The 26,667-nt window shown below is 51.0% G+C and carries 27 protein-coding genes and 1 tRNA gene; 14 read left to right on the plus strand and 14 right to left on the minus strand.

Annotated features, from left to right (window positions below):
• Positions 1–39 precede the first annotated feature (39 nt).
• Complete coding sequence (locus E4L36_RS08050) at positions 40–702, minus strand: phosphoglycolate phosphatase (protein ID WP_136680190.1); 663 nt, start codon at positions 700–702, stop codon at positions 40–42.
• The gene (rpe, locus tag E4L36_RS08055) at positions 699–1,373 is read right to left on the minus strand and encodes a ribulose-phosphate 3-epimerase (protein WP_136680191.1); all 675 of its coding nucleotides are present in this window, start codon (positions 1,371–1,373) and stop codon (positions 699–701) included. The genes E4L36_RS08050 and rpe overlap by 4 nt, the downstream gene beginning before the upstream one ends.
• 110 nt (positions 1,374–1,483) lie before the next feature.
• Here rpe and E4L36_RS08060 point away from each other — a divergent pair, with 110 nt between their 5' ends.
• Positions 1,484–2,638 (plus strand): DUF3530 family protein, encoded by a 1,155-nt coding sequence (locus E4L36_RS08060; protein ID WP_136680192.1) that lies wholly within the window; start codon positions 1,484–1,486, stop codon positions 2,636–2,638.
• A 24-nt stretch (positions 2,639–2,662) separates the two neighbouring features.
• On the opposite strand, the gene djlA is transcribed toward E4L36_RS08060, so the two are convergent.
• The 3 genes from djlA to E4L36_RS08075 are packed head-to-tail and all read right to left on the minus strand — an operon-like array spanning position 2,663 to position 5,212.
• Complete coding sequence (gene djlA, locus E4L36_RS08065) at positions 2,663–3,508, minus strand: co-chaperone DjlA (protein ID WP_136680193.1); 846 nt, start codon at positions 3,506–3,508, stop codon at positions 2,663–2,665.
• Entirely contained in the window at positions 3,498–4,187 is a 690-nt protein-coding gene (murU, locus tag E4L36_RS08070; RefSeq protein ID WP_136680194.1) for an N-acetylmuramate alpha-1-phosphate uridylyltransferase MurU, read from the minus strand. The genes djlA and murU overlap by 11 nt, the downstream gene beginning before the upstream one ends.
• Complete coding sequence (locus E4L36_RS08075; protein WP_136680195.1) at positions 4,184–5,212, minus strand: phosphotransferase; 1,029 nt, start codon at positions 5,210–5,212, stop codon at positions 4,184–4,186. The genes murU and E4L36_RS08075 overlap by 4 nt, the downstream gene beginning before the upstream one ends.
• A 115-nt stretch (positions 5,213–5,327) precedes the next feature.
• Here E4L36_RS08075 and lptD point away from each other — a divergent pair, with 115 nt between their 5' ends.
• Genes lptD through E4L36_RS08115 form a run of 8 tightly spaced genes read left to right on the plus strand, consistent with a single transcriptional unit; the run spans position 5,328 to position 13,624 of the window.
• A complete protein-coding gene (lptD, locus tag E4L36_RS08080) occupies positions 5,328–7,841 on the plus strand; it encodes an LPS assembly protein LptD (protein ID WP_169051504.1) in 2,514 nt (837 codons plus the stop codon).
• On the plus strand, positions 7,828–9,123 hold the full coding sequence (locus E4L36_RS08085; protein WP_127694542.1) for a peptidylprolyl isomerase: 1,296 nt from the start codon (positions 7,828–7,830) through the stop codon (positions 9,121–9,123). The genes lptD and E4L36_RS08085 overlap by 14 nt, the downstream gene beginning before the upstream one ends.
• Entirely contained in the window at positions 9,123–10,142 is a 1,020-nt protein-coding gene (gene pdxA / locus E4L36_RS08090) for a 4-hydroxythreonine-4-phosphate dehydrogenase PdxA (RefSeq protein WP_136680197.1), read from the plus strand. The genes E4L36_RS08085 and pdxA overlap by 1 nt, the downstream gene beginning before the upstream one ends.
• Positions 10,120–10,929, plus strand: a complete 810-nt coding sequence (gene rsmA, locus E4L36_RS08095; RefSeq protein WP_127694540.1) for a 16S rRNA (adenine(1518)-N(6)/adenine(1519)-N(6))-dimethyltransferase RsmA — start codon at positions 10,120–10,122, stop codon at positions 10,927–10,929. The genes pdxA and rsmA overlap by 23 nt, the downstream gene beginning before the upstream one ends.
• 9 nt (positions 10,930–10,938) lie before the next feature.
• Complete coding sequence (apaG, locus tag E4L36_RS08100) at positions 10,939–11,325, plus strand: Co2+/Mg2+ efflux protein ApaG (RefSeq protein WP_136680198.1); 387 nt, start codon at positions 10,939–10,941, stop codon at positions 11,323–11,325.
• 25 nt (positions 11,326–11,350) lie between these two features.
• On the plus strand, positions 11,351–12,166 hold the full coding sequence (locus E4L36_RS08105; protein WP_136680199.1) for a symmetrical bis(5'-nucleosyl)-tetraphosphatase: 816 nt from the start codon (positions 11,351–11,353) through the stop codon (positions 12,164–12,166).
• A gap of 29 nt (positions 12,167–12,195) precedes the next feature.
• Positions 12,196–12,513, plus strand: coding sequence for a thiosulfate sulfurtransferase GlpE (glpE, locus tag E4L36_RS08110; RefSeq protein WP_136680200.1), 318 nt, complete (start codon positions 12,196–12,198; stop codon positions 12,511–12,513).
• Positions 12,461–13,624 (plus strand): hypothetical protein, encoded by a 1,164-nt coding sequence (locus E4L36_RS08115; protein WP_240770692.1) that lies wholly within the window; start codon positions 12,461–12,463, stop codon positions 13,622–13,624. The genes glpE and E4L36_RS08115 overlap by 53 nt, the downstream gene beginning before the upstream one ends.
• A gap of 9 nt (positions 13,625–13,633) precedes the next feature.
• On the opposite strand, the gene folK is transcribed toward E4L36_RS08115, so the two are convergent.
• The 3 genes from folK to tsaD are packed head-to-tail and all read right to left on the minus strand — an operon-like array spanning position 13,634 to position 15,548.
• The gene (gene folK, locus E4L36_RS08120; protein WP_136680201.1) at positions 13,634–14,155 is read right to left on the minus strand and encodes a 2-amino-4-hydroxy-6-hydroxymethyldihydropteridine diphosphokinase; all 522 of its coding nucleotides are present in this window, start codon (positions 14,153–14,155) and stop codon (positions 13,634–13,636) included.
• Entirely contained in the window at positions 14,155–14,511 is a 357-nt protein-coding gene (gene folB / locus E4L36_RS08125) for a dihydroneopterin aldolase (protein ID WP_136680202.1), read from the minus strand. The genes folK and folB overlap by 1 nt, the downstream gene beginning before the upstream one ends.
• The gene (gene tsaD / locus E4L36_RS08130; RefSeq protein ID WP_136680203.1) at positions 14,511–15,548 is read right to left on the minus strand and encodes a tRNA (adenosine(37)-N6)-threonylcarbamoyltransferase complex transferase subunit TsaD; all 1,038 of its coding nucleotides are present in this window, start codon (positions 15,546–15,548) and stop codon (positions 14,511–14,513) included. The genes folB and tsaD overlap by 1 nt, the downstream gene beginning before the upstream one ends.
• Positions 15,549–15,727: 179 nt before the next feature.
• Here tsaD and rpsU point away from each other — a divergent pair, with 179 nt between their 5' ends.
• The 5 genes from rpsU to E4L36_RS08155 all read left to right on the plus strand — a co-directional run bounded on the left by rpsU (position 15,728) and on the right by E4L36_RS08155 (position 20,454).
• Complete coding sequence (gene rpsU, locus E4L36_RS08135) at positions 15,728–15,943, plus strand: 30S ribosomal protein S21 (RefSeq protein WP_127694532.1); 216 nt, start codon at positions 15,728–15,730, stop codon at positions 15,941–15,943.
• Between the two features lie 74 nt (positions 15,944–16,017).
• Entirely contained in the window at positions 16,018–16,467 is a 450-nt protein-coding gene (locus E4L36_RS08140) for a GatB/YqeY domain-containing protein (RefSeq protein ID WP_136680204.1), read from the plus strand.
• A gap of 30 nt (positions 16,468–16,497) precedes the next feature.
• On the plus strand, positions 16,498–18,309 hold the full coding sequence (gene dnaG, locus E4L36_RS08145; protein ID WP_136680205.1) for a DNA primase: 1,812 nt from the start codon (positions 16,498–16,500) through the stop codon (positions 18,307–18,309).
• A 165-nt stretch (positions 18,310–18,474) separates the two neighbouring features.
• A complete protein-coding gene (rpoD, locus tag E4L36_RS08150; protein WP_136680206.1) occupies positions 18,475–20,310 on the plus strand; it encodes an RNA polymerase sigma factor RpoD in 1,836 nt (611 codons plus the stop codon).
• A 67-nt stretch (positions 20,311–20,377) separates the two neighbouring features.
• Positions 20,378–20,454: transfer RNA gene (locus E4L36_RS08155), tRNA-Ile, on the plus strand.
• A gap of 71 nt (positions 20,455–20,525) precedes the next feature.
• Here the strand turns inward: E4L36_RS08155 and E4L36_RS08160 are convergent.
• The 6 genes from E4L36_RS08160 to rfbB all read right to left on the minus strand — a co-directional run bounded on the left by E4L36_RS08160 (position 20,526) and on the right by rfbB (position 26,637).
• Positions 20,526–21,281, minus strand: a complete 756-nt coding sequence (locus E4L36_RS08160; protein ID WP_136680207.1) for a transporter substrate-binding domain-containing protein — start codon at positions 21,279–21,281, stop codon at positions 20,526–20,528.
• A 379-nt stretch (positions 21,282–21,660) separates the two neighbouring features.
• Entirely contained in the window at positions 21,661–23,064 is a 1,404-nt protein-coding gene (locus E4L36_RS08165) for a mannose-1-phosphate guanylyltransferase/mannose-6-phosphate isomerase (protein WP_136680208.1), read from the minus strand.
• Positions 23,065–23,210: 146 nt separating this feature from the next.
• Positions 23,211–23,756, minus strand: a complete 546-nt coding sequence (gene rfbC, locus E4L36_RS08170) for a dTDP-4-dehydrorhamnose 3,5-epimerase (RefSeq protein ID WP_136680209.1) — start codon at positions 23,754–23,756, stop codon at positions 23,211–23,213.
• Between the two features lie 9 nt (positions 23,757–23,765).
• On the minus strand, positions 23,766–24,644 hold the full coding sequence (rfbA, locus tag E4L36_RS08175) for a glucose-1-phosphate thymidylyltransferase RfbA (protein ID WP_136680210.1): 879 nt from the start codon (positions 24,642–24,644) through the stop codon (positions 23,766–23,768).
• An 11-nt stretch (positions 24,645–24,655) separates the two neighbouring features.
• Positions 24,656–25,549 (minus strand): dTDP-4-dehydrorhamnose reductase, encoded by an 894-nt coding sequence (gene rfbD, locus E4L36_RS08180; protein WP_136680211.1) that lies wholly within the window; start codon positions 25,547–25,549, stop codon positions 24,656–24,658.
• A complete protein-coding gene (gene rfbB, locus E4L36_RS08185; protein ID WP_136680212.1) occupies positions 25,546–26,637 on the minus strand; it encodes a dTDP-glucose 4,6-dehydratase in 1,092 nt (363 codons plus the stop codon). The genes rfbD and rfbB overlap by 4 nt, the downstream gene beginning before the upstream one ends.
• Between the last annotated feature and the right edge of the window lie 30 nt (positions 26,638–26,667).

A 26,667-nucleotide genomic window follows, 5' to 3' on the forward strand; every position in this document is an offset into this window, starting at 1 on the left:
TAATAAAAAGACGAGAGCTTTAGCAATAAACGCCCTTATTCAAAGTAACTCATCAAGGCGATCAACGATTCTATCAGGCTCTGTCGCTTCTATCGGCTCACCATGGTTATAACCATAGGTAACCGCCACAACCTTACAACCCGCTGCGCGAGCAGCTGCAACATCATTAATTGAATCTCCCACCATGAGGGTTTTGTCCGCTGAGGCTTGATGAGTTTCCATCACATTGAGTAATGGCATCGGCGCCGGCTTTTTCTGAGCAAAGCTATCTCCGCCAACAACGACACTAAAGTAATGATCGATCTTAAGCGCAGCCAACAAAGGGTGAGTCAGAGCAATCGGTTTGTTAGTGACCACAGCCATCGGTACTCCTAGCTGCTTAAGCCCCGATAACAATGGCTCCACCCCCTTATAAAGGTAACTCGCACCAGCTAAATTCCCCTCATAATGATGCAGAAAGCACGCCAGCGCATCAGCCACGCTAACTTCGCTTAAATCCGCCCAGTTCAGAGCACGCTCTACTAGCGTTTGCGCACCATTGCCGACCCATGTCTCGACACGCCTCTGCCCCGCCACATCACTACCGAACTGCGCCAGCATCGCATCCACAGCAGCAGCAAGATCCGGAACGCTATCTACCAAGGTGCCATCTAAATCAAACAGCACGAGATCCGGCCACTGGCCATCAAACAGTGTTTTCATCGTGTGACTTTGGCAAGCTCGGCGCGCATCGCAGCGATCGTGCTTTGATAGTCATCGGTATTAAAAATGGCAGACCCAGCAACAAAAGTATCTGCGCCGGCTTGTGCGATCTCAGCGATATTGCCAACACCCACCCCACCATCAACTTCCAAGCGAATGTCATACCCACTAGCATCGATTAGCTCACGCGCTTGGCGCAACTTATCTAGCGTTCCTGGGATAAATTTTTGGCCTCCGAATCCAGGGTTAACGGACATCAGCAAGATCATGTCTACCTTATCCATAACATGGTCAAGGTAATGCAGTGGAGTTGCGGGGTTGAATACCAAACCCGACTTACATCCGCCATCACGGATCATCTGCAGCGAGCGATCAATATGCTCAGACGCTTCAGGGTGGAAGGTGATGTAACTTGCGCCCGCTTCAATAAAATCGCCAATCATGCGATCAACCGGTTTTACCATCAGGTGCACATCGATGGGTGCTGTCACACCATGATTGCGCAACGCCTTACACACCATCGGCCCAATCGTTAAGTTAGGCACATAGTGATTATCCATCACATCAAAGTGCACAATATCCGCGCCTGCAGCGAGAACGTTATCAACTTCTTCCCCTAATCGAGCGAAGTCCGCAGAAAGGATAGAGGGTGCGATCAGAAAATCGGTCATAATAGAGCGAGCCTTGAGAGTCTGTGGATTTAAGGCCACTATTGTACCCAAGCTCGCTCAGTTGAGGGAGTTATTTACCCATAGATTTAAGAGATTAACGACACACGACCATGAAACAACGCGGCGTTCTGACCTCATCTTTTCTGTTTCTATTATGCTCGCTCGCAAGCGTCGTGTCGTTCGCAGAGACTCCAGTCGCAGATGATGACGCCACTGCCGAGATCACAGAGGAAGCCAACACGCCCGCGACACCGCCGCCACCCAGAACAGAACCAACCCCTTTCACCTCGCTTCAAGCTGACTTAGAGCGGCAACTGGCCGACCCACTCAGCGAAGTCATTGTGATTGAGCAGAATGACGAGCGCTTTCCAGCCTTCTACCGAGACCGTGAAACGACCGAGGCGAAAGGTGCTCTACTTATCATGGCGGATGACACTCAGCACCAGCGCTGGCCCTTGGTTGCTGAAGCGCTACGTTCACAACTACCGGCATATGGCTGGGCGACGCTAGCACTACCGCTGCCCCGCCCAATAGAACCAGCCATCCCCGAGCGCACGTTACCGGTCCTCAAGCTAATCAAACGCAAACCCGCAGACGCGCCCAGCGAAGAAGCAGAAGCAACAGACGAGCCTACACCTAGCACCGACGAAGCGCCGAGTGCGCCTAACGCAGCGACCACATCAGAACCTAACGAGAGTGAAGAGAAACCACCACAAACATCAGACCGCGCTGAAAAGATTCTCGCTTTAACCAATAGTGCCTTGGATGAGCTCTTTAAGCGCGAGGCTCAACGCGTGGTTATTGTAGGTATCGGTTCGGGGGCTACATGGGCGGCCGGTATTGCAGAGGCCATTCAAGGTGAGAAAAATATCCGTTTAATGCTGATCAACCCGATGGCGTCAGCTGATATCAGCGCTCCCAACTTACAAGCGGTCATTCCAAAGCTGAAACTCACCACCATTGAGCTCTACAGCGCGACACCACCAAGCAATCGGCTCGCGCCTAATACATTCGACGCAAAGCAGCGTTTAATTGCAGCCAAGCGTAACGAGCTCAACAACTACCACCAGATACGGCTACCTATAGTGACGACAACCTCACAAGGTGAAGCATGGCTGGTACGCTACACCCGTGGTGTTTTAGAGAAACATATCGTTGCCGCTGAGCGCGACAAAAAGAAAGTGACCCGCAAAGCCGATCCAGCACCAACAACAGAGCTACGCCCTGGCAGCGCGGCTCCGCCAACTAAAGACGACGCCATCTAACATCATCTTCAGTGGTTCAAAGCATCAAGCTGCTTTGCGTGCCGTTTTAATACGATCGTATGCGGCTTGGATCTCTTGCGTTTTTTCCTTGGCAAGATCCATCATTTCCGGCGGCAGCCCCTTGGCAACCAGCTTATCCGGATGGTGTTGGCTCATCAGCTTACGATACGCTTGTTTCACCTCTTTATCGCTGGCAGCTTCCGTTACTCCGAGCACCCCATAGGCCTCTTTCAGCAGTTCAGCGGGTGAAACACCGGGCTGATAGTGGCCATGGTAACTTTGCTGATGAAATGCTTGCTGCGCCTGCATACGCGCGAGCAGTGCCGCCATCTCAGGACCAGACATCTTCAACAAAGCACAGACCTGTTGCAGTACGGCTTGTTCAGCTTGGGAGATCTCACCATCAGCCATAGCGGCCTGTAGTTGGATCTCTAGGAACATGATTTTGATCTCAGGGCGTGCCTGCACTAAACGCGAAAGCGGCGTGAGCACCTGGGCAATATCAAACTGCTCATCCTTTCCTTCGGTGAAGCAGTCGATGGCCTCTTTCCGCTTTTCGGGGCTGAGATTCATCCGCGCCATCACATCTTTCGCGTATTGGATCTCTGTTTCGCTGACCCGACCATCCGCCTTAGCGATCTTTCCCATCACGCAGAAGGTTGCTTTAAAGAAGATCGCCTGTGGAGAATAGCCGCCTGTCAAAAAGCTTACTAACGCTTTCGCCAGCAATGCAGCCACAGCTGCGCCGATAAAGAGGCCGGGCAAACCACCCGAAATAAGACCGATGAGGCCACCAACGATCAGGCTCCCTCGGTACTTACGCACCACCTCGCCCGCTTGCTGGCCCAGTGCTTGTGGATCAAAACTCATATTTTTCCTCATTTACCATCATCGTTGCCTGAGCTAACCGCTCAGGTGTACCGACATCTATCCACGCCCCTTTATGATGCTCACCGCTTACCTCACCCCGTGTAATCGCTGCCCGCAGTAACGGACCTAACGGAAATGCTCCGCCTTGTTGACCGGAAAAAAGCGTGGGATTTAGTACGCTCACACCCGAGAATGTTAGCAAAGGCTCACGATCCATGACTCGACCGACCGAGCTCAACCCAAAATCGCCGCCTAGGTGATGCTCAGGGTTATCGACCAACACCAAATGAGCAGACGCATCATAACGCGTTGCGTGCTCGCACACTGCGTTAAAATCGATATCCGTCAGCACATCGCCATTGATCACAAGAAAGGACTCGCCGCTTGGTGACAGCCAACTCAGCGCTTTAAAGATACCGCCCCCTGTTTCTAAGGGCTCACCTTCTCTTGAGTAAGTAATATTGAGTTCCCAGCGGCTACCATCACCCAACGCGCTTTCAAGCTTGTCGCCAAGCCACGCGTGATTGATCAAGACCTCACGAAAGCCCGCTTTCGCGAGCTTTTCTAAGTGATACTCGATAAGCGGCTTGTCAGCGACAGGAACAAGAGGCTTTGGTGTGTGCAAAGTGAACGGACGCAGCCGAGTGCCTAGCCCGGCGGCGAGGATCATTGCTCTCATAGATAGGGATCCACCGACAGGTCTTTGTCAGACATCGCGGGTAGAATACGGGTAGTCAGAAGCTCGGCAAACGGATGTAGCGTTTCGTAGCGTTTGGCTACTTTAACCACATATCCCATCGTGCGCGGAATATCTTGCAAATAGCCGTGTTTGTTATCACGGATGCTTAAGCGTGCAAAGATGCCAATCGCTTTCAGGTGGCGCTGTGTACCCATCAAATCAAACCACTGAGCAAACACCCCCGCCGGTACATCTTTGATCAAAGCTGCACTCTGCGCCTGCAGGCGGTAACTTTCCACCCAACTGTAAACATCTTCATCCGGCCAGCAAACGTAGCAGTCACGTAGTAAAGAAACGAGATCGTAGGTGATCGGGCCATACACGGCATCTTGGAAGTCGATCACACCAAAACTGTCATCGTCTTTCAGCATGAGGTTGCGTGAATGATAATCCCGGTGTGCCACTACAGCCGGTTGCTCTAGCGCACTTTCCTGCAAGGTGTGGAAAGCCGCTGCAATGCAGTCATGCTCAGCTTGAGTCAGATTTAGCGCGAGGTACTCCTCAACAAACCACGTGCTAAACAGCAGCATTTCCCGTTGCAATAGCACGGCATCATAAGGGGGAAGATCACCTCGCTCGAGCGTCTGAATCTTTAATAGTTCTGTCATTGCTGAGCGATAGAGGGCATCAACCGAATCGTTCGTGAGCGCTGGCAGCAGCAAACGATCACCGAAATCTTCCAACAGCATATAACCCTGCTCGAGGTCAGCCGCGATCACCTCCGGCACAGATATGCCCGCCTCACGCCAGCTATTGGCGATCTGTACAAAAATATCACTCGCCTCTTTTTCTGGCGGTGCGTCAACAGCAATCCAATTATCAGAGCCACTGCTTACACGAAAGTAACGTCTAAAACTCGCATCACCAGATACAGGCTTAACATCCCAGCCGCCTTGAATCGGCAGACGGTTCTCTGCTTCTAACTTTTCAACCCATGCTAACAAGCCTGATAAACGCTGCCCCATCCTGTGGTTTCCTCTAGCACAACTAACTATGAATGTTTATTATTCCAGACTCTATAACTTACTCAACCGAAGAATAAAGAGTTTCCTGCTCTTTACCCAGCCATTGGAACATTGGATGCCGTTTCAGAAAGTCCGCGCTCATAAGCTAACGCTCGCGATTACTGCTGCTCTTTTATCTCAATCAGAACTTGCTACCGCAGCCAACGCAGGTTGGGACTGCGAGGCGGTCGATGGTAGTTGGAGTTGCGCTGAAAAGTCCTCCCAAGCACTGGGTGCCCCCAGACAAACCACAGCGGCACCGGCTCAAACACCGGCGAACCCCACCAGCACTAATGGTCAATCAGCGGTTGCAGCACCAGCTGTATCAAGCGCCGCTAAACCAACAGTACAGCCAGCAGCAACACAGACAGCGCCAGCAACATCGCGCCAAGGCCGCTATTCGTATCTCGACTGGTACCCACAGCGCCGCGGTGATGGCCAACTCTGTGCAGGCCAATATATTCAGCCCGAGCTACCTGAAGGCGATGGTACGCCGTTCTCCGAGCAACCCGTCGTTATTGATGCAGATAAAGGCATCGCTCAGCTAGGATTGGGTACAGAGTTGACCGGAAGTGTAAAAATCGTCCAAGGTCAGCGTAGCCTTTATAGCTCGTCAGCACTGATCGATCAGGAAACGGGGCAAATCACGTTGAGTGGCGGAGCAACCTATCGAGAACCCGGTATGCTCCTAACGGGTAAGCGTGCGGAGTCTAATACCAACACCGCGACCACCACGTTATACGATGCCGAGTACGTTCTACATGAGCAACGCATCCGCGGCTCCGTTGCTAAGGTATCTCGCAACGAAGACCGCACCATCACAATCACCGACGGCACCTATACACAGTGTCCCCCGGGGGTTGAGTCATGGCAGGTAGCGGCGTCTGAAATTCAACTCGATCAAGCAAGTGGCTTTGGTCGTGCCGAGAACGCGACACTGCGCCTTGGTAATGTGCCGGTGCTTTATGTGCCGATATTTTACTTCCCGATCGATGATAAGCGCCTATCAGGCTTTTTATACCCTTCGATCCGCTACACCAGTAGTGAAGGTTTGGAGCTATCCACCCCTTACTACTTCAATATCGCCCCCCATATGGACGATACTCTGACACCACGTTACTTCGAGAAGCGCGGCTTGATGCTTGAAAACGAGTTCCGTTACATGAACGAGTACTCACTCAATACCCTAAGCACCGCCGTTTTGCCGGATGATCGACGCTACGGAGATACACGGTGGCTGCTAGGCCTTGAACATGACGGCAAGCAAGGTGCGCACTGGCGTAGCAAGATCGACTACCTCGCGGTTAGCGACAACGACTATTTCGATGATGTAGGGTCCGGCCTAGACATAACCGAGCAAAGCCACCTGAATCGTTATGCGCGACTCTCCTATATAGAAAGCCAATGGCAAGCACATATTGCACTGCAAAGCTACCAAACCATTGATGACACCTTGGCGCCCTATCGCCGTTTGCCCCAAATCAGCTTTATCGGCACACCCAATACAGGTAAATCTTGGCTGGATGCGCGCTATCTGATCGACTTCAACCGCTTTGATCGTGATCTCGATGGTTTAACCGGCGCAGACCGCATTATCGGCGACCGAATCCATTTCGAGCCTACGCTGACCGCCAGCTTCCGAAACCAATGGGGCTATGTGAAACCTTCAGCTAAGTTCTGGTATACACAGTACTCACTCGATAACCAACTAGCCGGTCTTGATGAGACGCCATCCGTTGCAGTGCCTGTGCTGAGTATTGACTCCGGTGTTGTGTTCGAGCGCGATACGCATATTATCGGTAACGATTATATGCAAACGCTCGAGCCACGCTTATTTGGCTTATACGTCCCAGAGAAAGACCAGTCACACATTCCTGACTTTGACTCAGCCGCCTACGACTTTAGCTACCGTTCGCTGTTTCGCGACAACCGTTTTAGTGGACAAGACCGCATTGGTGATGCTCAGCAGATATCCATGGGGGTTACCACTCGCTTAATTGATGACCAAGGTCGCGAAGCCGTCAGCGCGAGTGTTGGCCAGGCGTACTTCTTCGAGAAGCCGAGCGTAAAACTCAACGAAGAAGATGCGCACCTTATCGATGACAAGTTCAGCGATATCGCCACAACCGTCAACTGGCGACCAAACCAACGCGTCATTGCAACTTTTGATGCAAACTTCGATCACACCCAATTCCAGAACACGGAAAATAACTTTTCGGTGCGTTACGAAGAAGATATCAACCGTATCGCGAGCTTTAGCTACCGCTTTAAAGAGGATGTGCGTGAACAAAGTACCGCCTCTTTCATCTGGCCAGTTAATAACCGCTGGTCAACATTGGGCGTCTGGCAGTATGACTGGTTGAACGAAGACGATATCGACACAGCTTTCGGGGTTGAATATGAAAGCTGCTGCTGGCGTACACGTGTTATCGCGCGCCGCTGGTTGAAAGACAATGACGAGAAAGACAACTCTATCTACATCCAGTTTATGCTGAAGGGATTGGGCAACTTCGGAACCAGTGGTGGGTCCACCTTCTTAGAGAAGATCACAGGATTTGAACAGCGTGAAGAGAACAATGAGTATTATTAAGCAACTGCGCCGCTACAGCCTTGTCGCGATCACGTCGGCATTTATCGCCAGCCCGGCGGCCTATGCCGAGCGGATCGCCCTTGATGGCGTTGCTGCAATCGTAAATAACGACATCATCCTTGAGTCTGAGTTTACACAGCGCCTCGCTTTGGTGACTCAGCGCGTACAAGCGCGAGGGCAGCTTGTCCCCAATCCGCAAGTACTGCGTTCACAGGTGATGGATCGTCTCGTGCTCGATAGCTTGCTGAAACAGCTTGCAGAGCGTCAAGGTATTCGTATCTCGGATCGTCAGCTCAACCAAGCCGTTGAGTCGATCGCTTCACGCAACGGCATGACCGTGCCGCAGTTTCGCCAAGCACTCATTGCTGAAGGGCAGAATTACGAAGCCGCACGCGAACAGATCCGCAACGAAATGCTTGTGACCCAAGTCCAGCAAAGTAACGTCAACCGCCGTATTCGTGTTTCTGACCAAGAGATCCGCAACTATCTCAAGCAGAACTCGAATGCCAACCAACAGGTTGAAGTTCTATTGAGCATCATCCTTGCGGCTCTGCCGCAAGAGGCATCGCCACAAGCGATTCAAGACGCGAAAACTCGCATTGACGAGATCGCTACAGAGTTACGTGCAGGCGCCGATTTTGCGGATGTTGCGATTGCATCCTCCGATGCCCCGAACGCACTCAACGGCGGTGACATGGGCTGGAGACGTCTGAATGAACTCCCAGAGCCCTTAGCTGAAGCGGTGGCCGACCTGAATAGCGGAGAGATCAGCACCCCGATTCGTGCGCCAAGCGGATTTTATATCGCACAAGTACGCGACACACGCGGTGGCGCGGTAGAACTAGTTAATCAAACCAAAGTGCGCCACATTTTGATTAAGCCGAGCGAAATCCGCTCACCTGCGCAGGCTAAGCGCTTGATCGACCGTATCTACAACCGTCTACAACAAGGTGAGCCGTTTGATGAAATTGCCCGCGAACTGAGCGATGACAAAGGTAGCGGCTCTGAAGGCGGTGCGTTGGGCTGGGCGTCTCCGGGCCAAATGGTACCGGAGTTTGAACAGGTTATGACACGCTCTGAACCCGGCCAAATTAGTGAACCTTTCCAATCGCGTTTCGGTTGGCACATCCTCGAAGTTGAAGACCGCCGTACCAAAAACATGGGCGATGAGATGCAAGAGTCACAGGCCAAAGCCGCCATCAGTAAGCGTAAGTTTGATGAAGAACTTGCGAACTGGCTGCGCGAGCTGCGCTCACAAGCCTATGTTGAGATTAAGAACTGATGAGTCAATGTAAACGCATCGCTATTACCGTCGGAGAGCCGGCGGGCATCGGTCCAGATTTGGTTATCATGATTGCGCAACAGGCACATTCAGATGAGCTGATCGCCATTTGTGACCCAGAACTGCTGATCACAAGAGCACGCCAGCTCAACTTACCGATTGCGATAGAGCGCTGCACATTTGATACCGAACCGACGCCGCATATCCCTCGCACTATCAAGGTTTATCCGGTTGAACTGAAACGCCCTGCCGTTGCCGGTGAGCTTAACCCTGATAATGCAGCCTACGTCGTCGAGACATTGCGCATCGCGGCTGAAGAGAGCCTAGCTGGGCGCTTCGATGCCATCGTTACAGCACCGGTACACAAGGGTGTTATCAACGAAGGCGGTATTGCATTTACCGGGCATACTGAGTACTTCGAGGCGATCACACAAACACCTCAGGTTGTTATGATGCTGGCTACAGAGGGGCTTCGCGTGGCGCTTGTCACGACTCACTTGCCGCTATCGGCTGTATCTGCGGCGATCACACCTGAGCGCTTAACAGACGTAACAACGGTACTTCACACCTCGCTAAAGCAAGATTTTGGCATCGCTGAACCACATATTTTGGTGGCAGGCTTAAACCCCCACGCTGGCGAGAGTGGACACCTTGGGCACGAAGAGCAAACAACGATCGAACCAACATTAGCAACGTTGCGGACACAAGGCCTGAAATTGACTGGCCCATTGCCAGCCGATACCCTTTTTACCCCCAAATACCTAGAAACCTGCGATGCTGCGCTTGCGATGTATCACGACCAGGGCTTGCCCGTATTGAAGTACAAAGGTTTCGGAAACGCCGTAAACATCACCTTAGGTATGCCGATTATTCGGACCTCCGTTGATCATGGCACAGCCCTAGATTTGGCCGGAACCGGCCGAGCGGATGCAGGTAGCCTGCGTCTTGCTATCCAATATGCCAGCGATATGGCACGTAACAAAGCAAAGAGTATTCATGAGCGCCAAGAAACCCATTAAACACAAAGCGCGTAAACGCTTTGGCCAGAATTTCCTGCAAGACCAGGGCATTATTCGCCAGATCATTCGCTCAATTGCACCGCACCCGAGCGATCACATGGTGGAGATTGGCCCCGGCCTTGGCGCACTCACTGAAGAGATTTTGAGCGAAGCCGGCGCACTTGATGCGATTGAGCTAGACCGTGACCTGCCGCCCATCTTACGTACTAAATTTTTCCGCTACGAAGATAAGTTTCGCATCTTTGAAGCCGACGCCATGAAGTTTGACTTCAATGAACTGCGCCAAGATGATGATCGCCCACTGCGAATTGTTGGTAACTTGCCCTACAACATCTCGACTCAGCTCATTTTTCACTTGCTAAGTCACGCGGGTGATATTCTCGATATGCACTTCATGCTGCAAAAAGAGGTGGTTGACCGCCTCGCGGCGAAGCCCGGCGATAACAACTACGGCCGCCTAGGCATCATGGCGCAGTATTACTGTGACGTTGAACCGCTGTTTATCGTACCGCCGGAAGCGTTCGACCCTATCCCGAAAGTGGATTCTGCCATTGTGCGCCTGACACCGCATAAAACGCTGCCTCATGTTGCACAGGACCTCACCATGTTGAAGCGAGTGGTCACCACAGCGTTCACCCAGCGCCGTAAAACTTTGCGCAACAATTTGAAAGAGCTGATCAGTGCAGATAAGCTTGAAGAGATCGGCATTGATCCGACATTACGTCCGGAACGCCTAACAATCGCCGACTTTATTGTGATCGCAGATCAACTTAGTTCAACGCAATAAGAGCACCCCATGGACCAACTTGACCCTAGCAACCTGATCAAAATAGATGTCGCGACTCGCTTTCTGCCTGAGCAATCTGATCCTGAAGCGCACCGCTTTGTATTCTCTTATGAGATTACGATCACCAACGACCACAATCAGCCCGTGCAGCTATTGAGCCGCCGCTGGGTTGTGACCGATGGCAATGAGCATGTGCAAGAGATCGAAGGCGAAGGCGTGGTTGGAGAACAACCCGTTATCCAACCTAACCACAGCTACCAATACACCAGCGGAACCGTTCTAGCGACACATGTTGGCAGCATGTTCGGCCACTACAATATGGAAACTGCAGATGGAGATGCTTTCCAAGCGCCTATCCCGCCGTTTACATTGGCCCGACCTAACGCGCTACATTAATCGCGCTTTCACATTGAGCTAACAGATGGCAACTTACGCTATTGGTGACGTACAAGGCTGCTATGACGAGCTACAAGCGCTCGTTAGCAGCCTAAATCTCCAACCTGAAGATACCCTTTGGTTTTGTGGTGACCTAGTTAACCGCGGCCCCAAATCCCTCGAAACCTTGCGTTATGTTCGCTCGCTCGGCACTCAAGCTGTGACCGTGCTCGGCAATCATGACTTGCACCTACTTGCTGTGCATCATGGCCTAGCGCGCACCAAACGCAGCGACACATTAGACGCCATTCTGGACGCACCTGACCGCAACGACTTGATGCAGTGGCTGCAACAGCAACCGTTGCTGCACTACGATCCAGACCTCAACTGCGTGATGACGCACGCAGGAGTTCCGCCGAAGTGGAGCGTCGAGAAAGCTAGCCTGTTAGCCAGCGAAGTGGAAAACACCCTTCGCTCGCCTCGCGCTACCGACTTCTTCGAGCATATGTACGGAAATCAGCCCACACGCTGGTCGAGCAAGCTGGAAAGCTGGGAGCGCTTTCGGGTTATTACTAACTACTTCACCCGCATGCGCTTTTGTACCGCGGAAGGCGATCTTGAGTTTGCCTCTAAAGGGGGGTTGGAAACCCAACCGGACGGCTTCTTGCCTTGGTTTAAGCAACCTAACCGCAAAGCGGCTGAACAAAACATTGTATTTGGCCACTGGGCAGCCCTTGAAGGCAAAGCCGACGCCCCCCATGTATATGCTTTAGATACAGGGTGTGTTTGGGGCGAACGTCTCACTGCAATGCGCCTTGAAGATAAGCAGCGCTTCTCTGTTCCCAGCGCGCAATCTAAGTAACCGATCACTGCTGAATATCGAGGTTCCCCATGGATAACTACACGTGCATTACCGTTGAACAAGCTCAGGAGATCATCGATAACGGCGCGGCTATCGCAGATATACGTGACCCGCAGAGTTTTGCAGCTGGGCGCATTCCGGGGTCAGTTAACCTCAACAACGACAACTTGCATGCTTATATCAGCCAAGCGGACTTAGACAAACCCCTCATCGTATGCTGCTACCATGGCATCAGCAGCATGTCCGCCGCACAATACTTAAACCATCAAGGCTTTGAGACCGTTTATAGTCTTGATGGCGGTTTTGAAGCATGGTCGCTACGCTGCACTGATCGTATTGAGCGCTAAGTCGATGCAGATTTACCTTGTCGGCGGTGCGGTCCGCGATCAACTGCTCGGCTATCCCGTATACGATCGCGACTGGGTTGTCGTCGGTGCGACACCAGAAGAGATGCTCAACCAAGGCTTTAAGCCGGTTGGTGCTGACTTTCCCGTTTTTTTACATCCCGACACTAGCGAAGAGTATGCGCTAGCGCGGACCGAGCGAAAGAGCGGCAAAGGCTACAAGGGCTTTAAGTATCATGCTTCGCCTGATGTCACCCTCGAGGAAGATCTATCTCGACGGGACTTGACCATCAATGCGATGGCACAAGACAGCGCAGGCGCTATCATCGATCCCTTTAAGGGGCAACAAGACTTAGCCAACCGCACCTTGCGACATGTTTCACCAGCATTTGAAGAAGACCCTTTACGAGTACTGCGCGTAGCACGTTTCGCAGCTCGTTATGCTCATCTTGGTTTTCAGGTGGCGCCTGAGACTATTCAGCTGATGCAAAAGATTGCCTCTGGAGACGAACTAGAGCATTTAACCAAAGAGCGCGTTTGGCAAGAGCTAGAGCGAGCCATTATGGAGCGCTCATCCCTAACCTTTTTCACGGTACTGGCAAATAGCCACGCGGCAGAGAAGCTGTTTGGATGTCTTGGGCGGGTAGCTGAGCATCAAGCCGCAACCGCATTAGCCGCAACCTTTTCTGAGCAAACCGAAGGCCCAGTCCGCTTTGCTAGTTTCGCCTATTTGGCGCAGCTGCATACCCGTACCTCTTTCGAGACTCTGTACGAAAAGCTGCGTATGCCCAATGCCTACCGCGACTTAACACAACAGGTAGCAACTGCTTACCCGGCACTGACACAATGGGAAAGTCTTTCACCAGAGCAGCGGCTAGAAACAATCCAAGCACTGGATCTGATCAGACGTCCAGAACGGCTCAACGCTATTTTGATAGCCTGTCGTAACCTAGCCACAGCGCTGAATAGCCCGCTAAACGCGGTGAATACTATCGAGCCTCTACTACAAAAAATCGCCGAAATTGACCCAAAGAGTTTGATCCAGCAGGGCTTTAAAGGCGCGCAGCTAGGGCAAGAGATTCGCAAGCAACAACTGACGCTGTGCCATAGCTGACTTGGTCTATTAAATACGAGCACGCTCGTTTGAAATGGAACGGGCACGCCACGTAAAAGCGACGGGTTTCAGCTTTTGCTGCTTATCATAGGCTTGCCAGAGCGCGCTGTAGGTCTGCTGTTCAATAGGATGATAATCGCGCGGCGCAATCTCAGCTAATGGCCAAAGTACAAACGCGTTGTAAAGTATTTCGTCACGCGGCAGTTGCACACCATCAATATCGCCCACTCGCTCATCGTAAGTTAGGATATCGATATCAAGTGTTCGCGGGGCAAACTTAGCGCCCCCTCGAGTACGTCCATTATTGTCTTCAATCGCCTTAAGCACACCCAACAACTCCCCAACTGAGAGGTCGGTTTTTACACCTACCGCTAGGTTCAAGAAGGGATTGCCATTAAAACCGACGGCTTCACTTTCAAAAACCGAAGATATATCTAGCTCACCAAACTGCTCGGCGAGCGCATCAAGCGCAGCGTTAATGTGCTTATAACGATCAATATTAGAGCCCAAACTCAAGTAGACTTGCGCCATTAGCCACGATTCCCACGTTCAATAATAACGCCAACACTTTGAGCTTGGGGTATCGCCCCAGGCTTGCCAAGCTTCAACCTTAACCAGCTCACACCAAATTCTTGCATAACCAGCGTGGCAATCTCTTCGGCCATCGTCTCGACCAGCAGAAACTCACTCGCTTCGATAAACTCAAGCAACCGATCAGAGACCGCTTTGTAGTTCAGGGTGTTATCGATATCCTCTGTGTTTGCCGCAGCCCGGATATCCGTACCCATCTCCAAATCGAGCGTCACCTGCTGGCGAATCTCGCGCTCCCAATCGTAGATGCCGATCACCGTCTCTGCGGTCAGCCCCGCTATGTAAACAATATCCATCACGCGCCTTGTTCTACTTTTGCTAGTATGTCCATCGGCCAACGAGGCTTGGCCTCAATCACCAAATCACTTTCCTGGCCTGCGAGTAACCGCTGACACCCGGCGAAGGCGATCATCGCACCATTATCGGTACAAAACCGCGGCCGAGCGTAGAAAAGCGCTGAACGTTCTTTTTTGACAACCTCAGCCAGCCGCTCCCGCAGCCGCTGATTGGCACTCACACCCCCAGCAATAATAAGCTGTTTAAGCCCTGTTGCTTGCAATGCACGGCGACATTTAATGGCCAACGTTTCAACAACGGCTTCTTCAAAAGCCGCTGCAATATCGGCCTGCGTTTGAGCATCAACAACACCATCAACGCGATGTGCAGTAATCGTATTCAAGGTGAACGTTTTTAAGCCAGAAAAGCTGAAGTCTAAACCGGGGCGGTCGGTCATTGGGCGTGGAAAGCGGAAACGACTACGATCACCTTGCTCAGCAAGCTTCGCAATCAACGGCCCACCCGGGTAGTCCATACCTAACATTTTGGCGGCTTTATCAAAGGCCTCGCCAGCTGCATCATCTAGGGACTCACCCAACAACTCATACGCACCGATACCAGTGACTTTAACCAACTGAGTGTGGCCACCGCTCACCAGTAGAGCGACAAACGGAAAAGCTGGCGGTTCATCTTCTAGCATCGGCGCCAACAGGTGCCCTTCCATATGATGAACGCCAATTGCGGGTATATCCCACGCCATTGCCAATGAACGACCAGTTGATGCTCCCACCATCAGCGCGCCAACCAATCCAGGGCCTGCCGTGTAGGCTACAGCATCCAAATCGCTACCTTGCAGATCAGCTTGGGCCAGCGTTTCACGGATCAGTGGCAGTAGCTTACGTACGTGGTCACGGGACGCCAGCTCTGGCACCACGCCGCCATACTCAGCGTGCATTTTTACTTGGCTATACAGCGTGTCCGCAAGTAGCCCCTGCTCACTGTCGTAAATCGCCACGCCCGTTTCATCACAAGAGGTTTCAATGCCCAGCACCTTCATGTCGCGTTATCTAACCTAGTTGTTCATAAGTGGAGCGCTATTATCCATCAAATCTGGGCAGAATTCACGAATATAACTTTGACAAACAGGCTATCTGCACTTAAAATTTTGCGCTTCGTTCTGGGTACCTGCCCAAACGAGTATCGAAAATTAGTTAAATTCAATTAGGTGGAAAACAGATGCCTGCAGTTAAAGTAAAAGAAAACGAGCCATTTGATGTAGCTCTTCGTCGTTTCAAGCGTTCTTGCGAAAAAGCGGGTGTTCTTGCTGAAGTACGTAAGCGTGAATTTTACGAGAAGCCAACATCGGTTCGTAAGCGTAAAGCTGCTGCTGCTGTTAAACGCCACGCTAAGAAAGTTCAGCGTGACGCAGCACGTCGTGTTCGCCTTTACTAAGCAACTCGCTTAGCTAGGCCACAGGTACTATATTTTCGAGATTTAGCATCATTTAAATAACAGGTCAGGTCAAAATGTCAGCGCTGAAAAAACAGATTAGCGATGCAATGAAAGCAGCTATGCGTGCCAAAGATAAGGAAACGCTAGGTGTTGTTCGACTCATTTTGGCCGAGCTCAAACGCATCGAAGTGGATGAGCGTATAGAATTAGATGATGCCCGAGTATTAGCGACGCTAGATAAAATGTCGAAACAGCGTCGCGACTCAATCTCACAATTTGAAGAAGCGGGCCGCAATGACTTGGCGGACTCTGAGCGACAAGAGCTGGAGGTGATTAAAACTTTCTTGCCGCAACCGCTAACAGATGAAGAAATCGCTGCCATCATCGATGCTGCCGTAGCATCAACTGGCGCATCAGGTATGCAGGATATGGGTAAGCTTATGGCTGAGATCAAACCCCAACTGCAAGGCCGCGCTGATATGGGAACCGTTTCCAAGCTGGTGAAAAGCCGACTGGCCGGTTAAACTCGCCTCAATCATTTGATTGAGAGCGTTATGGCTGGACGAATCCCCCAAAACTTCATTGATGACCTGCTCGCACGCGTTAATATCGTCGATATCATCGATGGGCGTGTGAAACTCAAAAAAGCTGGCAAAAACTATTCTGGTTTATGCCCTTTCCACCAAGAAAAGTCACCATCATTCTCTGTCAGCCCTGATAAGCAGTTCTATTATTGCTTTGGCTGTGGCGCAGGTGGTAATGCAATCGGCTTCCTCATGGAATATGAGCGCCTTGACTTCCCCCAAGCTGTTGAAGAGGTCGCGAAACTCGTTGGTGTTGATGTGCCACGCGAAGCACAAATCGATTCCAAAACACCTTCCCAGCGCGCGCAACTCGATATTCTGGATCAAGTCTCCGCCTATTATGAGGAGATGCTGAAAGGCCATAGCGACAACCAGCGCGCGATTAGTTATTTAACCCATCGTGGACTCAGCGGAAAAGTTGCAAAATTTTTCTCACTTGGTTACGCCCCTCCAGGGTGGAGCAACCTGTTACAACGCTTTGCCGACTCCAACCAGAAGAAAGCCCTACTGGAAGAGAGCGGTATGTTGATCCACAACGAAGAGAAGCAATCTCACTACGACCGCTTCAGAGATCGAATCATGTTCCCAATACGTGATGTACGAGGCCGCGTGGTGGCATTCGGGGGACGTGTATTAGGGGATGAAAAGCCTAAGTACCTGAACTCGCCAGAAACCGACACCTTTCATAAAAGCCGCGAACTTTACGGCCTTTACGAGGCAAGAAAACTAACACAAAAACTCACACGCATTGTTATCGTAGAAGGCTATATGGATGTCATTAGCCTGACCCAATTCGGCATCACTTATGCCGTCGCAACACTCGGTACCGCCGCTACGGCGCAACATCTGGAGCGGCTTTTTAAAACCGTCTCGGAGGTCATCTTTTGTTTCGATGGCGACGCAGCCGGTCGCAAAGCAGCGCAACGCGCGCTAGAAACAACGTTGCCCGTTATCAGAGATGGCCTACAGGCACGCTTTATGTTTCTGCCAGAAGGGGAAGACCCAGATAGCCTGGTGCGTAGCGAAGGGAAGGAAGGTTTTGAAGCACGGTTGGATGAAGCACTTCCGTTTAGCGAATTCTTTTTCAAGAGCTTAGGGGACGGCGTCGATATGTCTACCCTAGATGGCCGCGCCCTTATGAGCGCTGCAGCTCTACCGAAAATCCAGCAAATGCAGAACAGCCTGCTACAGCAGATGATGCTCGACAAGGTATGTGAAATCACTGGCCTAGAGCCTGAAAGCATTAGTATCCACGCTAATCTTGCACCACAAATCAGCGCGACGCCTGATCAGCCCAAGCAGCAGCTAGCGCCCAAAACTCAACTTCCGTCGCGCGCGCTCTCTTACCCAAGCAAGAGCAAGCCACAGAGCACGGTTAGCCTTTGTAGCCACCCCATATCCTTGCTGCTCCACCACCCAGAACTGGTGAGCAAAGTGGAGAGTTCAGAACCGTTACGCGTACTAAACCATACACATATTGATACACTGATTGCCTTGATTGATTATCTCAAAGCAACACCAGAAGCATCGCTTGGTTCTCTGCTTATCGATTGGAGCGATGATCCAGCATTGAGCCCTCTACTGTTGCAACTGAGTGAGATTTCGCGCCTCGACCCTATTCTCAGTGAGGATGCCAACCGCTTGTTTGATGATGCGTGGGAGCGCCTACAACGAGATGCCAGTATTCAAAGCATTGCAGCGTTACAGAAGAAGCCATTCTCAACCCTTTCTGACGCCGAAAAGCAGCAGTTAAGGGAGTTATCAAAATTGCGCACTCACTAATCAAAAAACCTTGAATTATTCCATCCCCACCCCCAAAAACAGGGATTATGGTCTAATGTTAACAATGCCTGTACGAATTTTTTTATACTGGCTTTGGTAAGTGGTCGACGTTATAATATCGCGCTCACTTTTTTGTTGTCATAATCGCATCTTCGTAGGACGTCCATGTCAGATACCTCTCAGCAGCAATCCCGTCTTAAAGAACTGATCGCCCGCGGTAAAGAACAAGGTTATCTCACTTACGCTGAAGTGAACGATCACCTTCCAGAGGATATCGCCGATCCAGATCAGGTCGAAGATATCATTCGCATGATCAACGACATGGGCATCAACGTATCTGAAGAAGCACCTGATGCCGAAACGCTGCTGATGACAGAGGGCGACTCTGCGGATGAAGCAGACGATGAAGCCGTTGCAGCACTAGCTGCCGTTGAATCAGATGCTGGCCGAACAACAGACCCTGTGCGTATGTACATGCGCGAAATGGGTACAGTTGAGCTACTCACACGCGAAGGCGAAATCGAGATCGCTAAGCGTATCGAAGAAGGTATCCGTGAAGTGATGGCTGCCTTGGCTAACTTCCCAGGATCCGTCGAGATCATCCTCGAAGCCTACGCCGCCACACTGCAAGAAGAGGGCCGTTTAAGCGACATCTTCAGTGGCTATATCGATCCCGATGAAGCGGTTGTGCCAGCGCCAGTTGTCGAAGAAAAGGTCGAAGAAGAGCTGGACGACGAAGACTCTGACGATGAAAGCGATGAAGATGACGACTCTGAAGACGGCGAACGCGGTCCTGATCCAGAGGAAGCGCGCCTACGCTTTACTGAAATTCGTACTCACCTACTCGCTGTTTACGAAGCGACTGAAAAGCATGGTCGTGCAAGCAAAGAATTTGATAGCGCAATGCGAGATCTTGCGACAGCCTTTGCACCGATTAAGCTATCGCCTCGTTTTTACGATACCCTCGTTGAGCGCGTACGCGACTTTATCGCACGTGCACGCCAGCAAGAACGCACGATCATGCGTATCTGCGTACAGCGCGCTAAAGTACCGCGCGGTATGTTCATCAAAGAGTTCCCAGGCAACGAGACAAACCCTGACTGGTTCAAAACGCTAGCGAACTCTGATCAAAGTTATGCAAGTGCGATTAAACGCAACCTTCCTGATTTAGAACGTGCACAACGTAAACTCTTGGCATTGGAAGAAGAGGCTCAAATTGAGCTGTCCGATATCAAAGAAGTAAATCGCCGCCTATCTATCGGTGAAGCTCGTGCCCGTCGTGCGAAGAAAGAGATGGTTGAAGCCAACTTGCGTTTGGTAATCTCTATCGCGAAAAAGTATACCAACCGAGGCTTACAGTTCTTGGATCTTATCCAAGAGGGTAACATCGGCTTGATGAAAGCCGTTGATAAGTTCGAGTACCGCCGCGGTTACAAATTCTCCACCTATGCCACATGGTGGATTCGTCAGGCTATTACTCGCTCGATTGCCGACCAAGCACGTACGATCCGTATTCCGGTACACATGATCGAAACGATCAATAAGCTCAACCGTATTTCACGCCAAATGCTTCAGGAAATGGGTCGTGAGCCGCTGCCAGAAGAGCTGGCAGAGCGCATGGATATGCCTGAGGACAAGATCCGCAAGGTGCTGAAGATAGCAAAAGAGCCGATCTCGATGGAAACGCCAATCGGCGATGATGAAGACTCGAGCCTAGGTGACTTTATCGAAGACGTTAACCACACGTCACCGGTAGATTCAGCAACCGGTGAAGGCCTGTGTGAAGCAACACGTGAAGTCCTTGCGGGCCTAACAGCGCGCGAAGCGAAAGTGCTACGTATGCGCTTTGGTATCGACATGAACACTGACCACACGCTTGAAGAGGTGGGTAAACAGTTTGACGTTACACGTGAGCGTATTCGTCAGATCGAAGCAAAAGCGTTACGTAAGCTGCGCCACCCAAGCCGTTCAGACCATCTACGCAGTTTCTTGGACGAGTAGAAATCTCCATTGATATCAAAGTATTGCGCCAATAATTGATTCTCTGTATTATTGGCGCCTCTTTATCGGGCCTATAGCTCAGTTGGTCAGAGCAGCGGACTCATAATCCGTTGGTCCCAGGTTCAAGTCCTGGTGGGCCCACCAATCTCATTATCTGTCACTCGCTACACCCAAATTACTTCTCACACCAAGATATTTGTTGTCATTTCAAGCCGTTACTCAAAATACTGTTTTACAATCTTTTCGATAACACCTTCATTTTTAAGCGACTTAATTGCTGCGTTTAAGCGGTGCTGTTCAGCAACAATTGCTGAACGCATGGATAGACCAAAATAAAGATCCACATTATTTTTTGGGCCCCAGTTCGCTTCCTCTACCCGATCAAGCGCTCCTTTGATCTTTATGTGGTATTGGATCTGACAGTTAGTACCGATAATCGTATCGATTCGGCCATGAATGAGCATATCCAGTAGCTGATCTTCATCGCTCACACTGTGTTTACGCAACTTATCGTCTTTATCAAACCGTTCAAAATACGCTGAGTTCAAAACATAGCCAACTTTATAACGGTACAGATCCTCGTAACTTGAAATTTGAATGCCACTCTCTTTACGAACATAAAACACGCTTGAGCACTCAGAGTAATAAGGAGGACTGGTATATTGTATGTATTCTGCGCGCTCGTCAGTCTTCGCCAGTCCTGTAATCGCATCTATTTTGCCTTGCTCCATATAGCGCAAAGCACGCACCCAGGGGATACGCTGAAAACGGAAGGAGATATCAGGTAGACGACGCTGAAGCTCATTGGCGATATCAACATCAATACCACGGTATTCACCCTCATCCATAATGGTAAAGGGCGGCCAAGGGTCTGTGCCAATGACATATTCGACAGCTTTTACGTGAGCAGCAGAAGTAAATAACGCTAATCCAGTAGCAAGAGTCCCTAAATATCTGAAGTTTGCTTTCATTCGCGAAACCTCAAGCTAGGAGAATATGCTCAGTGTAGCAAAAGATTCACAGGATCAACGGAGAAAGTGAAGAGTAGCGCCATCACGGAGTGACGCTTAGCACCTTAAAATTGTACTCTCTGGGTTTATCAACTCTCGAGCCCCCTATCTAGCAACACAGCAGTAAGCCAGAGCTCGGAAGTAACACCTCTGTGTGGCAGCCCCAAAATAAGATTTGGCCAAATGCTATGTGGAGGCAGGAATGAGGCTTTAAAGACCTCAGGTCATCTGTGGCGTGCTAACAAATTGCCACGACATCTCGCTGAGGTACTCTATGGTAGGGTATTAAAGGGCAGCCCAGAATTAGCTGCCCAGCTTTCGAAAAGCGACTTCCCTATTCCTACTCCGCTCTACCGTACTTGTCATCAAAGCGAACGATATCATCCTCACCCAGATAAGTACCGGACTGAACTTCGATCATCTCAAGTGGGATCTTGCCAGGGTTTTCCAAGCGGTGTTTTTCACCTGCTGGAATATAGGTCGATTCGTTCTCTTGCAGCAAGAACTCGCGCTCGCCATTGGTCACCTTTGCGGTTCCAGAAACAACAATCCAATGTTCCGCTCGATGGTGATGCATCTGCAGCGATAACCGCCCACCCGGGTTCACAGTAATACGCTTTACTTGGTAACGTTCCCCAAGGTCGATCGTATCGTAACAGCCCCAAGGACGATAAACCTCTCGGTGTTGCTGATGCTCATTGCGCCCAGCCGTTTTGATCTGAGCAACCAGTTTCTTCACATCTTGGATACGGTCTTTATGGGCAACAAGAACGGCATCCTTGGTATCAACTATAATCAAGTCTTCGATACCCAGTGTCGTCACAAGGCGCTCCTGAGAGACCACCAAAGTATTGTTGGTGGATTCAGTCAGTACGTCGCCTGTCAGCACGTTACCGTTAGCATCTTTCTCTTTTAGATCCCAAAGCGCAGACCAACTGCCTACATCGCTCCAACCTGCATCGAGTGGAATCACAGCAGCAGCATCTGTTTTTTCCATGACGGCATAATCGATGGAGTCGTCCGGACAGCTTTGGAAGCTTGCTGTATCAACCCGGATAAAATCAAGATCTGCTTGTGTTGCCTGCATCGCCTCACGACAGCTCGCTAAGATTTGCGGCGAATGCTTCGCTAGCTCCTCTAGGTAGCGATCTACACGGAAGAGAAACATGCCGCTATTCCAGTAGTACTCACCCGAGTCTACATAAGCTTGCGCCGTTGCAAGCTCAGGCTTCTCAACAAACTGGGCGACTTGATAAACACTGTCAGCGTCCAGCTCACCGCCTCGTTTGATGTAACCAAATCCGGTTTCTGGGTAATGCGGCACAATACCAAAAGTGACGAGCTGGCCATCATTCGCTACGGGCGCCGCCAATTGAACGACTCGGTTAAGCTCATGGGTATTTTGAAAAACATGGTCTGCCGGTAAAACGAGCATGAGCTCCGATGCACGGCCAGCCGCCTCGAGTTGAAGTGCGGCTAACGCAATCGCTGGAGCCGTATTACGCCCCACAGGCTCAAGCAAAATATCCGCTTGGATAGCAGTATGGCGTAACTGCTCTGCGACTAAAAAGCGATGCTCTTCATTACAGATCACCAGTCCTTCCTGCATCCCCTCAAGACGATCAATGGTTTCTTGCAGCATTGTTTTATCTGAATTCAACGACAAAAACTGCTTAGGATATTGTGCACGCGACATTGGCCATAGACGCGTTCCAGACCCACCGCAGAGAACCACCGGAATCATATTTCTCATCCTCTAAGTTATTTGATGACCTCTAGCCATCGTCCAGAAACCATTTCTGCGCTCTATTGTAGCGCGTGATAGCCGTTATACCCTGCTAGGACACAACTGTAGCTGAACTAAAGAAAGAAAAAGCGGCACTAAGCCGCTTAATCAAACAGTTCCGCTTCTGCGAGCGGTATGCCGTCGGCATCTTTCGCTGACACTAGCGGCGCGCTCTCTAGCTGCCAGTCGATACCGAGTTCTGGATCATCCCAGCGAATCGAGCGCTCGTGCTCCGGCGCGTAGTAGTCAGTTGTTTTGTATAGAAATTCCGCACTTTCAGATAAGACCACAAAGCCGTGCGCGAAGCCCTCTGGCACCCAGAGTTGGCGTTTGTTATCCGCTGATAAGCGCACCCCCACCCATTGGCCAAAGGTTTCCGATGAGCGGCGAATATCAACAGCGACATCCAACACTTCGCCAGCGGTCACACGCACCAGCTTACCTTGCGGCTGCTTAATCTGATAATGAAGGCCACGCAATACGCCATGGGCCGATTTAGAGTGGTTATCCTGAACAAAGTCCCGCTCAAGCCCCGTTAACTCTTTGAAGCGCTGCTGGTTAAAACTCTCCATAAAGAAGCCACGCTCATCACCGAAAACGGTCGGCTCAAGAATCAGAACATCAGGCAGCGTTGTTTCAATAACTTTCATATTGTTGTGTTATTTTCCATGTTGTACGCATTGCAAAAGATAAGTGCCGTAGCTGGTTTTTTTCAACCGTTCGCCGCTGGCGATAAGCTCCTCATCTGAGATCCATCCCTGCTTCCAAGCGATCTCTTCAAGGCATGCCACTTTAAGTCCTTGGCGGTGTTCAATGGTTTGCACGTACTGAGACGCTTCTAGCAAACTATCGTGAGTGCCGGTATCCAGCCATGCAAAGCCTCGTCCTAGGCGCTCAACGCGCAAGTCGCCACGCTCTAGGTAAGCATTGTTGACGCTGGTGATTTCAAGCTCACCACGCCATGAAGGCTTGACCGCTTTGGCAATATCCACCACATCGTTATCGTAGAAATAGAGGCCTGTTACGGCGTAGTTCGATTTAGGCTTCTCAGGCTTCTCTTCAATGGATACTGCTCGGCCTTGTCCATCAAATTCAACGACACCGAAGCGCTCTGGATCATGCACAAGGTAGCCGAAAACTGTCGCCCCGGACTCGTTCTCACCTGCTCGCTTGAGCTGCTCAGAAAAGCCTTGCCCATGGTAGATGTTATCGCCAAGCACAAGGCATACCGGATCATTACCGATAAAAGACTCACCGATGATAAACGCCTGTGCGAGCCCATCTGGAGATGGTTGCTCTGCATAAGTAAAACTGACACCAAACTCGCTACCATCACCCAACAGGCGTTGATACTGAGGTAGGTCTTCTGGTGTGGAGATGATCAAAATTTCTCGAATCCCAGCCAACATCAACACGGAAATCGGATAGAAGATCATCGGTTTGTCATAGATCGGTAGCAGCTGCTTTGAAACACCCCGTGTAATCGGGTGCAAACGTGTACCAGAGCCTCCTGCGAGGACAATGCCTTTACGTGCCATAGTGGATATCTCTATTGTGTAGACTGCAAAAATTCTTCTAGTGTTGTACTAAGCTCATCCTGCCAATCAGGCAGCTCAACCCCTAATGTTGCCTCAATTAACTGCAAGGATAAACGTGAGTTAAGTGGGCGCTGTGCTGGCGTTGGATACTCTGCCGTCGGAATTGGTAGAACCCGTTCGGGTGTAATTGCTAAGCGGTGTCCAAGCGCCGCCGCTTGAGTAAAAATCGCTTGAGCAAAGCCTTGCCAACTGGTCTCGCCACGGGGGCAAAGATGATAAACACCATCAGCTATATCGTCTGCCTGTAAGCGCCGATACGCAGCTAATGTCGCGACGTTTGCAATCAGCCGCGCTGAGGTAGGCGCGCCAATCTGATCAGCAACAACGCGTAGTTCATCACGCTCGCCACCTAAACGCAGCATCGTCTTCATAAAGTTGTTGCCGCGCACACTGTAAACCCAACTCGTGCGGAAGATTAAGTGCTTTGCGCCGCTCTCCAAGATAGCGAGATCGCCTGCCAGCTTCGTTTGCCCATATACAGACAAAGGCTTCGGTTGGCTGGACTCTTGCCATGTGATGCTTCCGTCACCCGGATAAACATAGTCACTGGAGAAATGCACCAGCAGAGCATCATGGCTTGCCGCCCAGCTCGCAAGCTGAGCAGGTAGCTCCGCGTTGAGCCGCCGTGCAGCGGCTTCTTCAGATTCGGCCAGATCAACCGCCGTCCACGCCGCGGCGTTAACAATTAACTGCGGCTGTTCGCGCTCAAGCCATTGCTCCACCGCTTGCGTATCAGCTAGATCTAAAGCGTCGCGAGTCGGCGCGATCACCTTACCTAGCGGAGCGAGCGTACGTTGCAGTTCGAACCCGACTTGGCCGCGGCTCCCAGTGAGTAGTATCTTCATCGGCCCAACCCCAAACGCTCACCTTGATAGCTACCATCTTGAACATTTCGCCACCAGCTTTCGTTGTCGAGGTACCATTGCACCGTTTTGCGAATGCCAGACTCGAACGTTTCCTCAGGGTGCCAACCCAGATCCGCTTGGATCTTGCTCGCATCGATCGCGTAACGCTGATCATGTCCTGGCCGGTCTGATACGTAGGTAATCAGATCACGATAGCTTTCACTATTGAGTGAAGCGTTGTGTTCTGTCGGGCGTAGTTCATCCAAAATATCGCAAATCTGCTGTACCACTTCGATATTCTGCTTTTCATTATGGCCGCCGATATTATAGGTCTCACCGACGCTGCCATTTTGGGCAACCAAAATCAGCGCACGCGCATGGTCTTCTACGTAGAGCCAATCCCGTACTTGCGTACCGTTGCCGTAGATAGGCAAAGGTTTACCAGCCAAACAGTTCAGAATGACCAGCGGAATCAGTTTCTCTGGGAAGTGATAGGGGCCGTAGTTGTTCGAGCAGTTTGTGACTAGCGTCGGTAGCCCAAACGTTCTTAGCCACGCTCGCACCAGATGGTCGGATCCCGCTTTACTCGCAGAGTAGGGTGAACTCGGCTCATAAGGTGTGGTCTCGGTGAACAGGCTGCCATCATCCGGTAAGTCACCATACACTTCATCTGTGGATATATGGTGGAAACGGAAAGCCGCAGCCTTTTCGGCGTGTTCCGTTTGCAGGTTACTCCAGTAGTTACGCGCAACATCAAGCAGCGTATAAGTACCTACAATATTGGTTTGGATAAAAGCACCTGGGCCATCAATCGAGCGATCTACGTGGCTCTCTGCAGCCAAATGCATGACAATATCCGGCTGATGCTTCGCAAAAACTTCCGCCATCGCTTGAGCATCGCAAATATCGTGATGTTCAAAGCTGTAGCGCTCATTGCTGCTAATCGATTGCAGTGACTCTAGATTGCCGGCATAGGTTAACTTGTCGACATTCACAACCCGATGCTGCGTATTGTTAATCAGCTCACGTACCACCGCTGAGCCAATAAACCCCGCCCCTCCTGTTACCAGGAACGTTTTCGTTTCCATATTATTCTCTTCAAAACAGCGACCCAAGGC

It is taken from the genome of Neptunomonas sp. XY-337, assembly GCF_004959845.1.
GTDB lineage: Bacteria > Pseudomonadota > Gammaproteobacteria > Pseudomonadales > Balneatricaceae > Neptunomonas > Neptunomonas marina.

Coding starts and splice junctions, on each gene's coding strand:
- rpe (WP_136680191.1), bottom strand. CDS start 1,373: ATGACCGATTTTCTGATCGCACCCTCTATCCTTTCTGCGGACTTCGCT.
- E4L36_RS08165 (WP_136680208.1), bottom strand. CDS start 23,064: ATGATTCCGGTGGTTCTCTGCGGTGGGTCTGGAACGCGTCTATGGCCA.
- E4L36_RS08160 (WP_136680207.1), bottom strand. CDS start 21,281: ATGAAAGCAAACTTCAGATATTTAGGGACTCTTGCTACTGGATTAGCG.
- rpoD (WP_136680206.1), top strand. CDS start 18,475: ATGTCAGATACCTCTCAGCAGCAATCCCGTCTTAAAGAACTGATCGCC.
- djlA (WP_136680193.1), bottom strand. CDS start 3,508: ATGAGTTTTGATCCACAAGCACTGGGCCAGCAAGCGGGCGAGGTGGTG.
- tsaD (WP_136680203.1), bottom strand. CDS start 15,548: ATGAAGGTGCTGGGCATTGAAACCTCTTGTGATGAAACGGGCGTGGCG.
- rsmA (WP_127694540.1), top strand. CDS start 10,120: ATGAGCGCCAAGAAACCCATTAAACACAAAGCGCGTAAACGCTTTGGC.
- E4L36_RS08060 (WP_136680192.1), top strand. CDS start 1,484: ATGAAACAACGCGGCGTTCTGACCTCATCTTTTCTGTTTCTATTATGC.
- rfbA (WP_136680210.1), bottom strand. CDS start 24,644: ATGGCACGTAAAGGCATTGTCCTCGCAGGAGGCTCTGGTACACGTTTG.
- lptD (WP_169051504.1), top strand. CDS start 5,328: ATGCCGTTTCAGAAAGTCCGCGCTCATAAGCTAACGCTCGCGATTACT.
- rfbB (WP_136680212.1), bottom strand. CDS start 26,637: ATGGAAACGAAAACGTTCCTGGTAACAGGAGGGGCGGGGTTTATTGGC.
- folK (WP_136680201.1), bottom strand. CDS start 14,155: ATGGCGCAAGTCTACTTGAGTTTGGGCTCTAATATTGATCGTTATAAG.
- pdxA (WP_136680197.1), top strand. CDS start 9,123: ATGAGTCAATGTAAACGCATCGCTATTACCGTCGGAGAGCCGGCGGGC.
- E4L36_RS08050 (WP_136680190.1), bottom strand. CDS start 702: ATGAAAACACTGTTTGATGGCCAGTGGCCGGATCTCGTGCTGTTTGAT.
- glpE (WP_136680200.1), top strand. CDS start 12,196: ATGGATAACTACACGTGCATTACCGTTGAACAAGCTCAGGAGATCATC.
- rpsU (WP_127694532.1), top strand. CDS start 15,728: ATGCCTGCAGTTAAAGTAAAAGAAAACGAGCCATTTGATGTAGCTCTT.
- E4L36_RS08115 (WP_240770692.1), top strand. CDS start 12,461: ATGGCGGTTTTGAAGCATGGTCGCTACGCTGCACTGATCGTATTGAGC.
- folB (WP_136680202.1), bottom strand. CDS start 14,511: ATGGATATTGTTTACATAGCGGGGCTGACCGCAGAGACGGTGATCGGC.
- E4L36_RS08140 (WP_136680204.1), top strand. CDS start 16,018: ATGTCAGCGCTGAAAAAACAGATTAGCGATGCAATGAAAGCAGCTATG.
- apaG (WP_136680198.1), top strand. CDS start 10,939: ATGGACCAACTTGACCCTAGCAACCTGATCAAAATAGATGTCGCGACT.
- E4L36_RS08105 (WP_136680199.1), top strand. CDS start 11,351: ATGGCAACTTACGCTATTGGTGACGTACAAGGCTGCTATGACGAGCTA.
- dnaG (WP_136680205.1), top strand. CDS start 16,498: ATGGCTGGACGAATCCCCCAAAACTTCATTGATGACCTGCTCGCACGC.
- rfbD (WP_136680211.1), bottom strand. CDS start 25,549: ATGAAGATACTACTCACTGGGAGCCGCGGCCAAGTCGGGTTCGAACTG.
- E4L36_RS08075 (WP_136680195.1), bottom strand. CDS start 5,212: ATGGGGCAGCGTTTATCAGGCTTGTTAGCATGGGTTGAAAAGTTAGAA.
- E4L36_RS08085 (WP_127694542.1), top strand. CDS start 7,828: ATGAGTATTATTAAGCAACTGCGCCGCTACAGCCTTGTCGCGATCACG.
- murU (WP_136680194.1), bottom strand. CDS start 4,187: ATGAGAGCAATGATCCTCGCCGCCGGGCTAGGCACTCGGCTGCGTCCG.
- rfbC (WP_136680209.1), bottom strand. CDS start 23,756: ATGAAAGTTATTGAAACAACGCTGCCTGATGTTCTGATTCTTGAGCCG.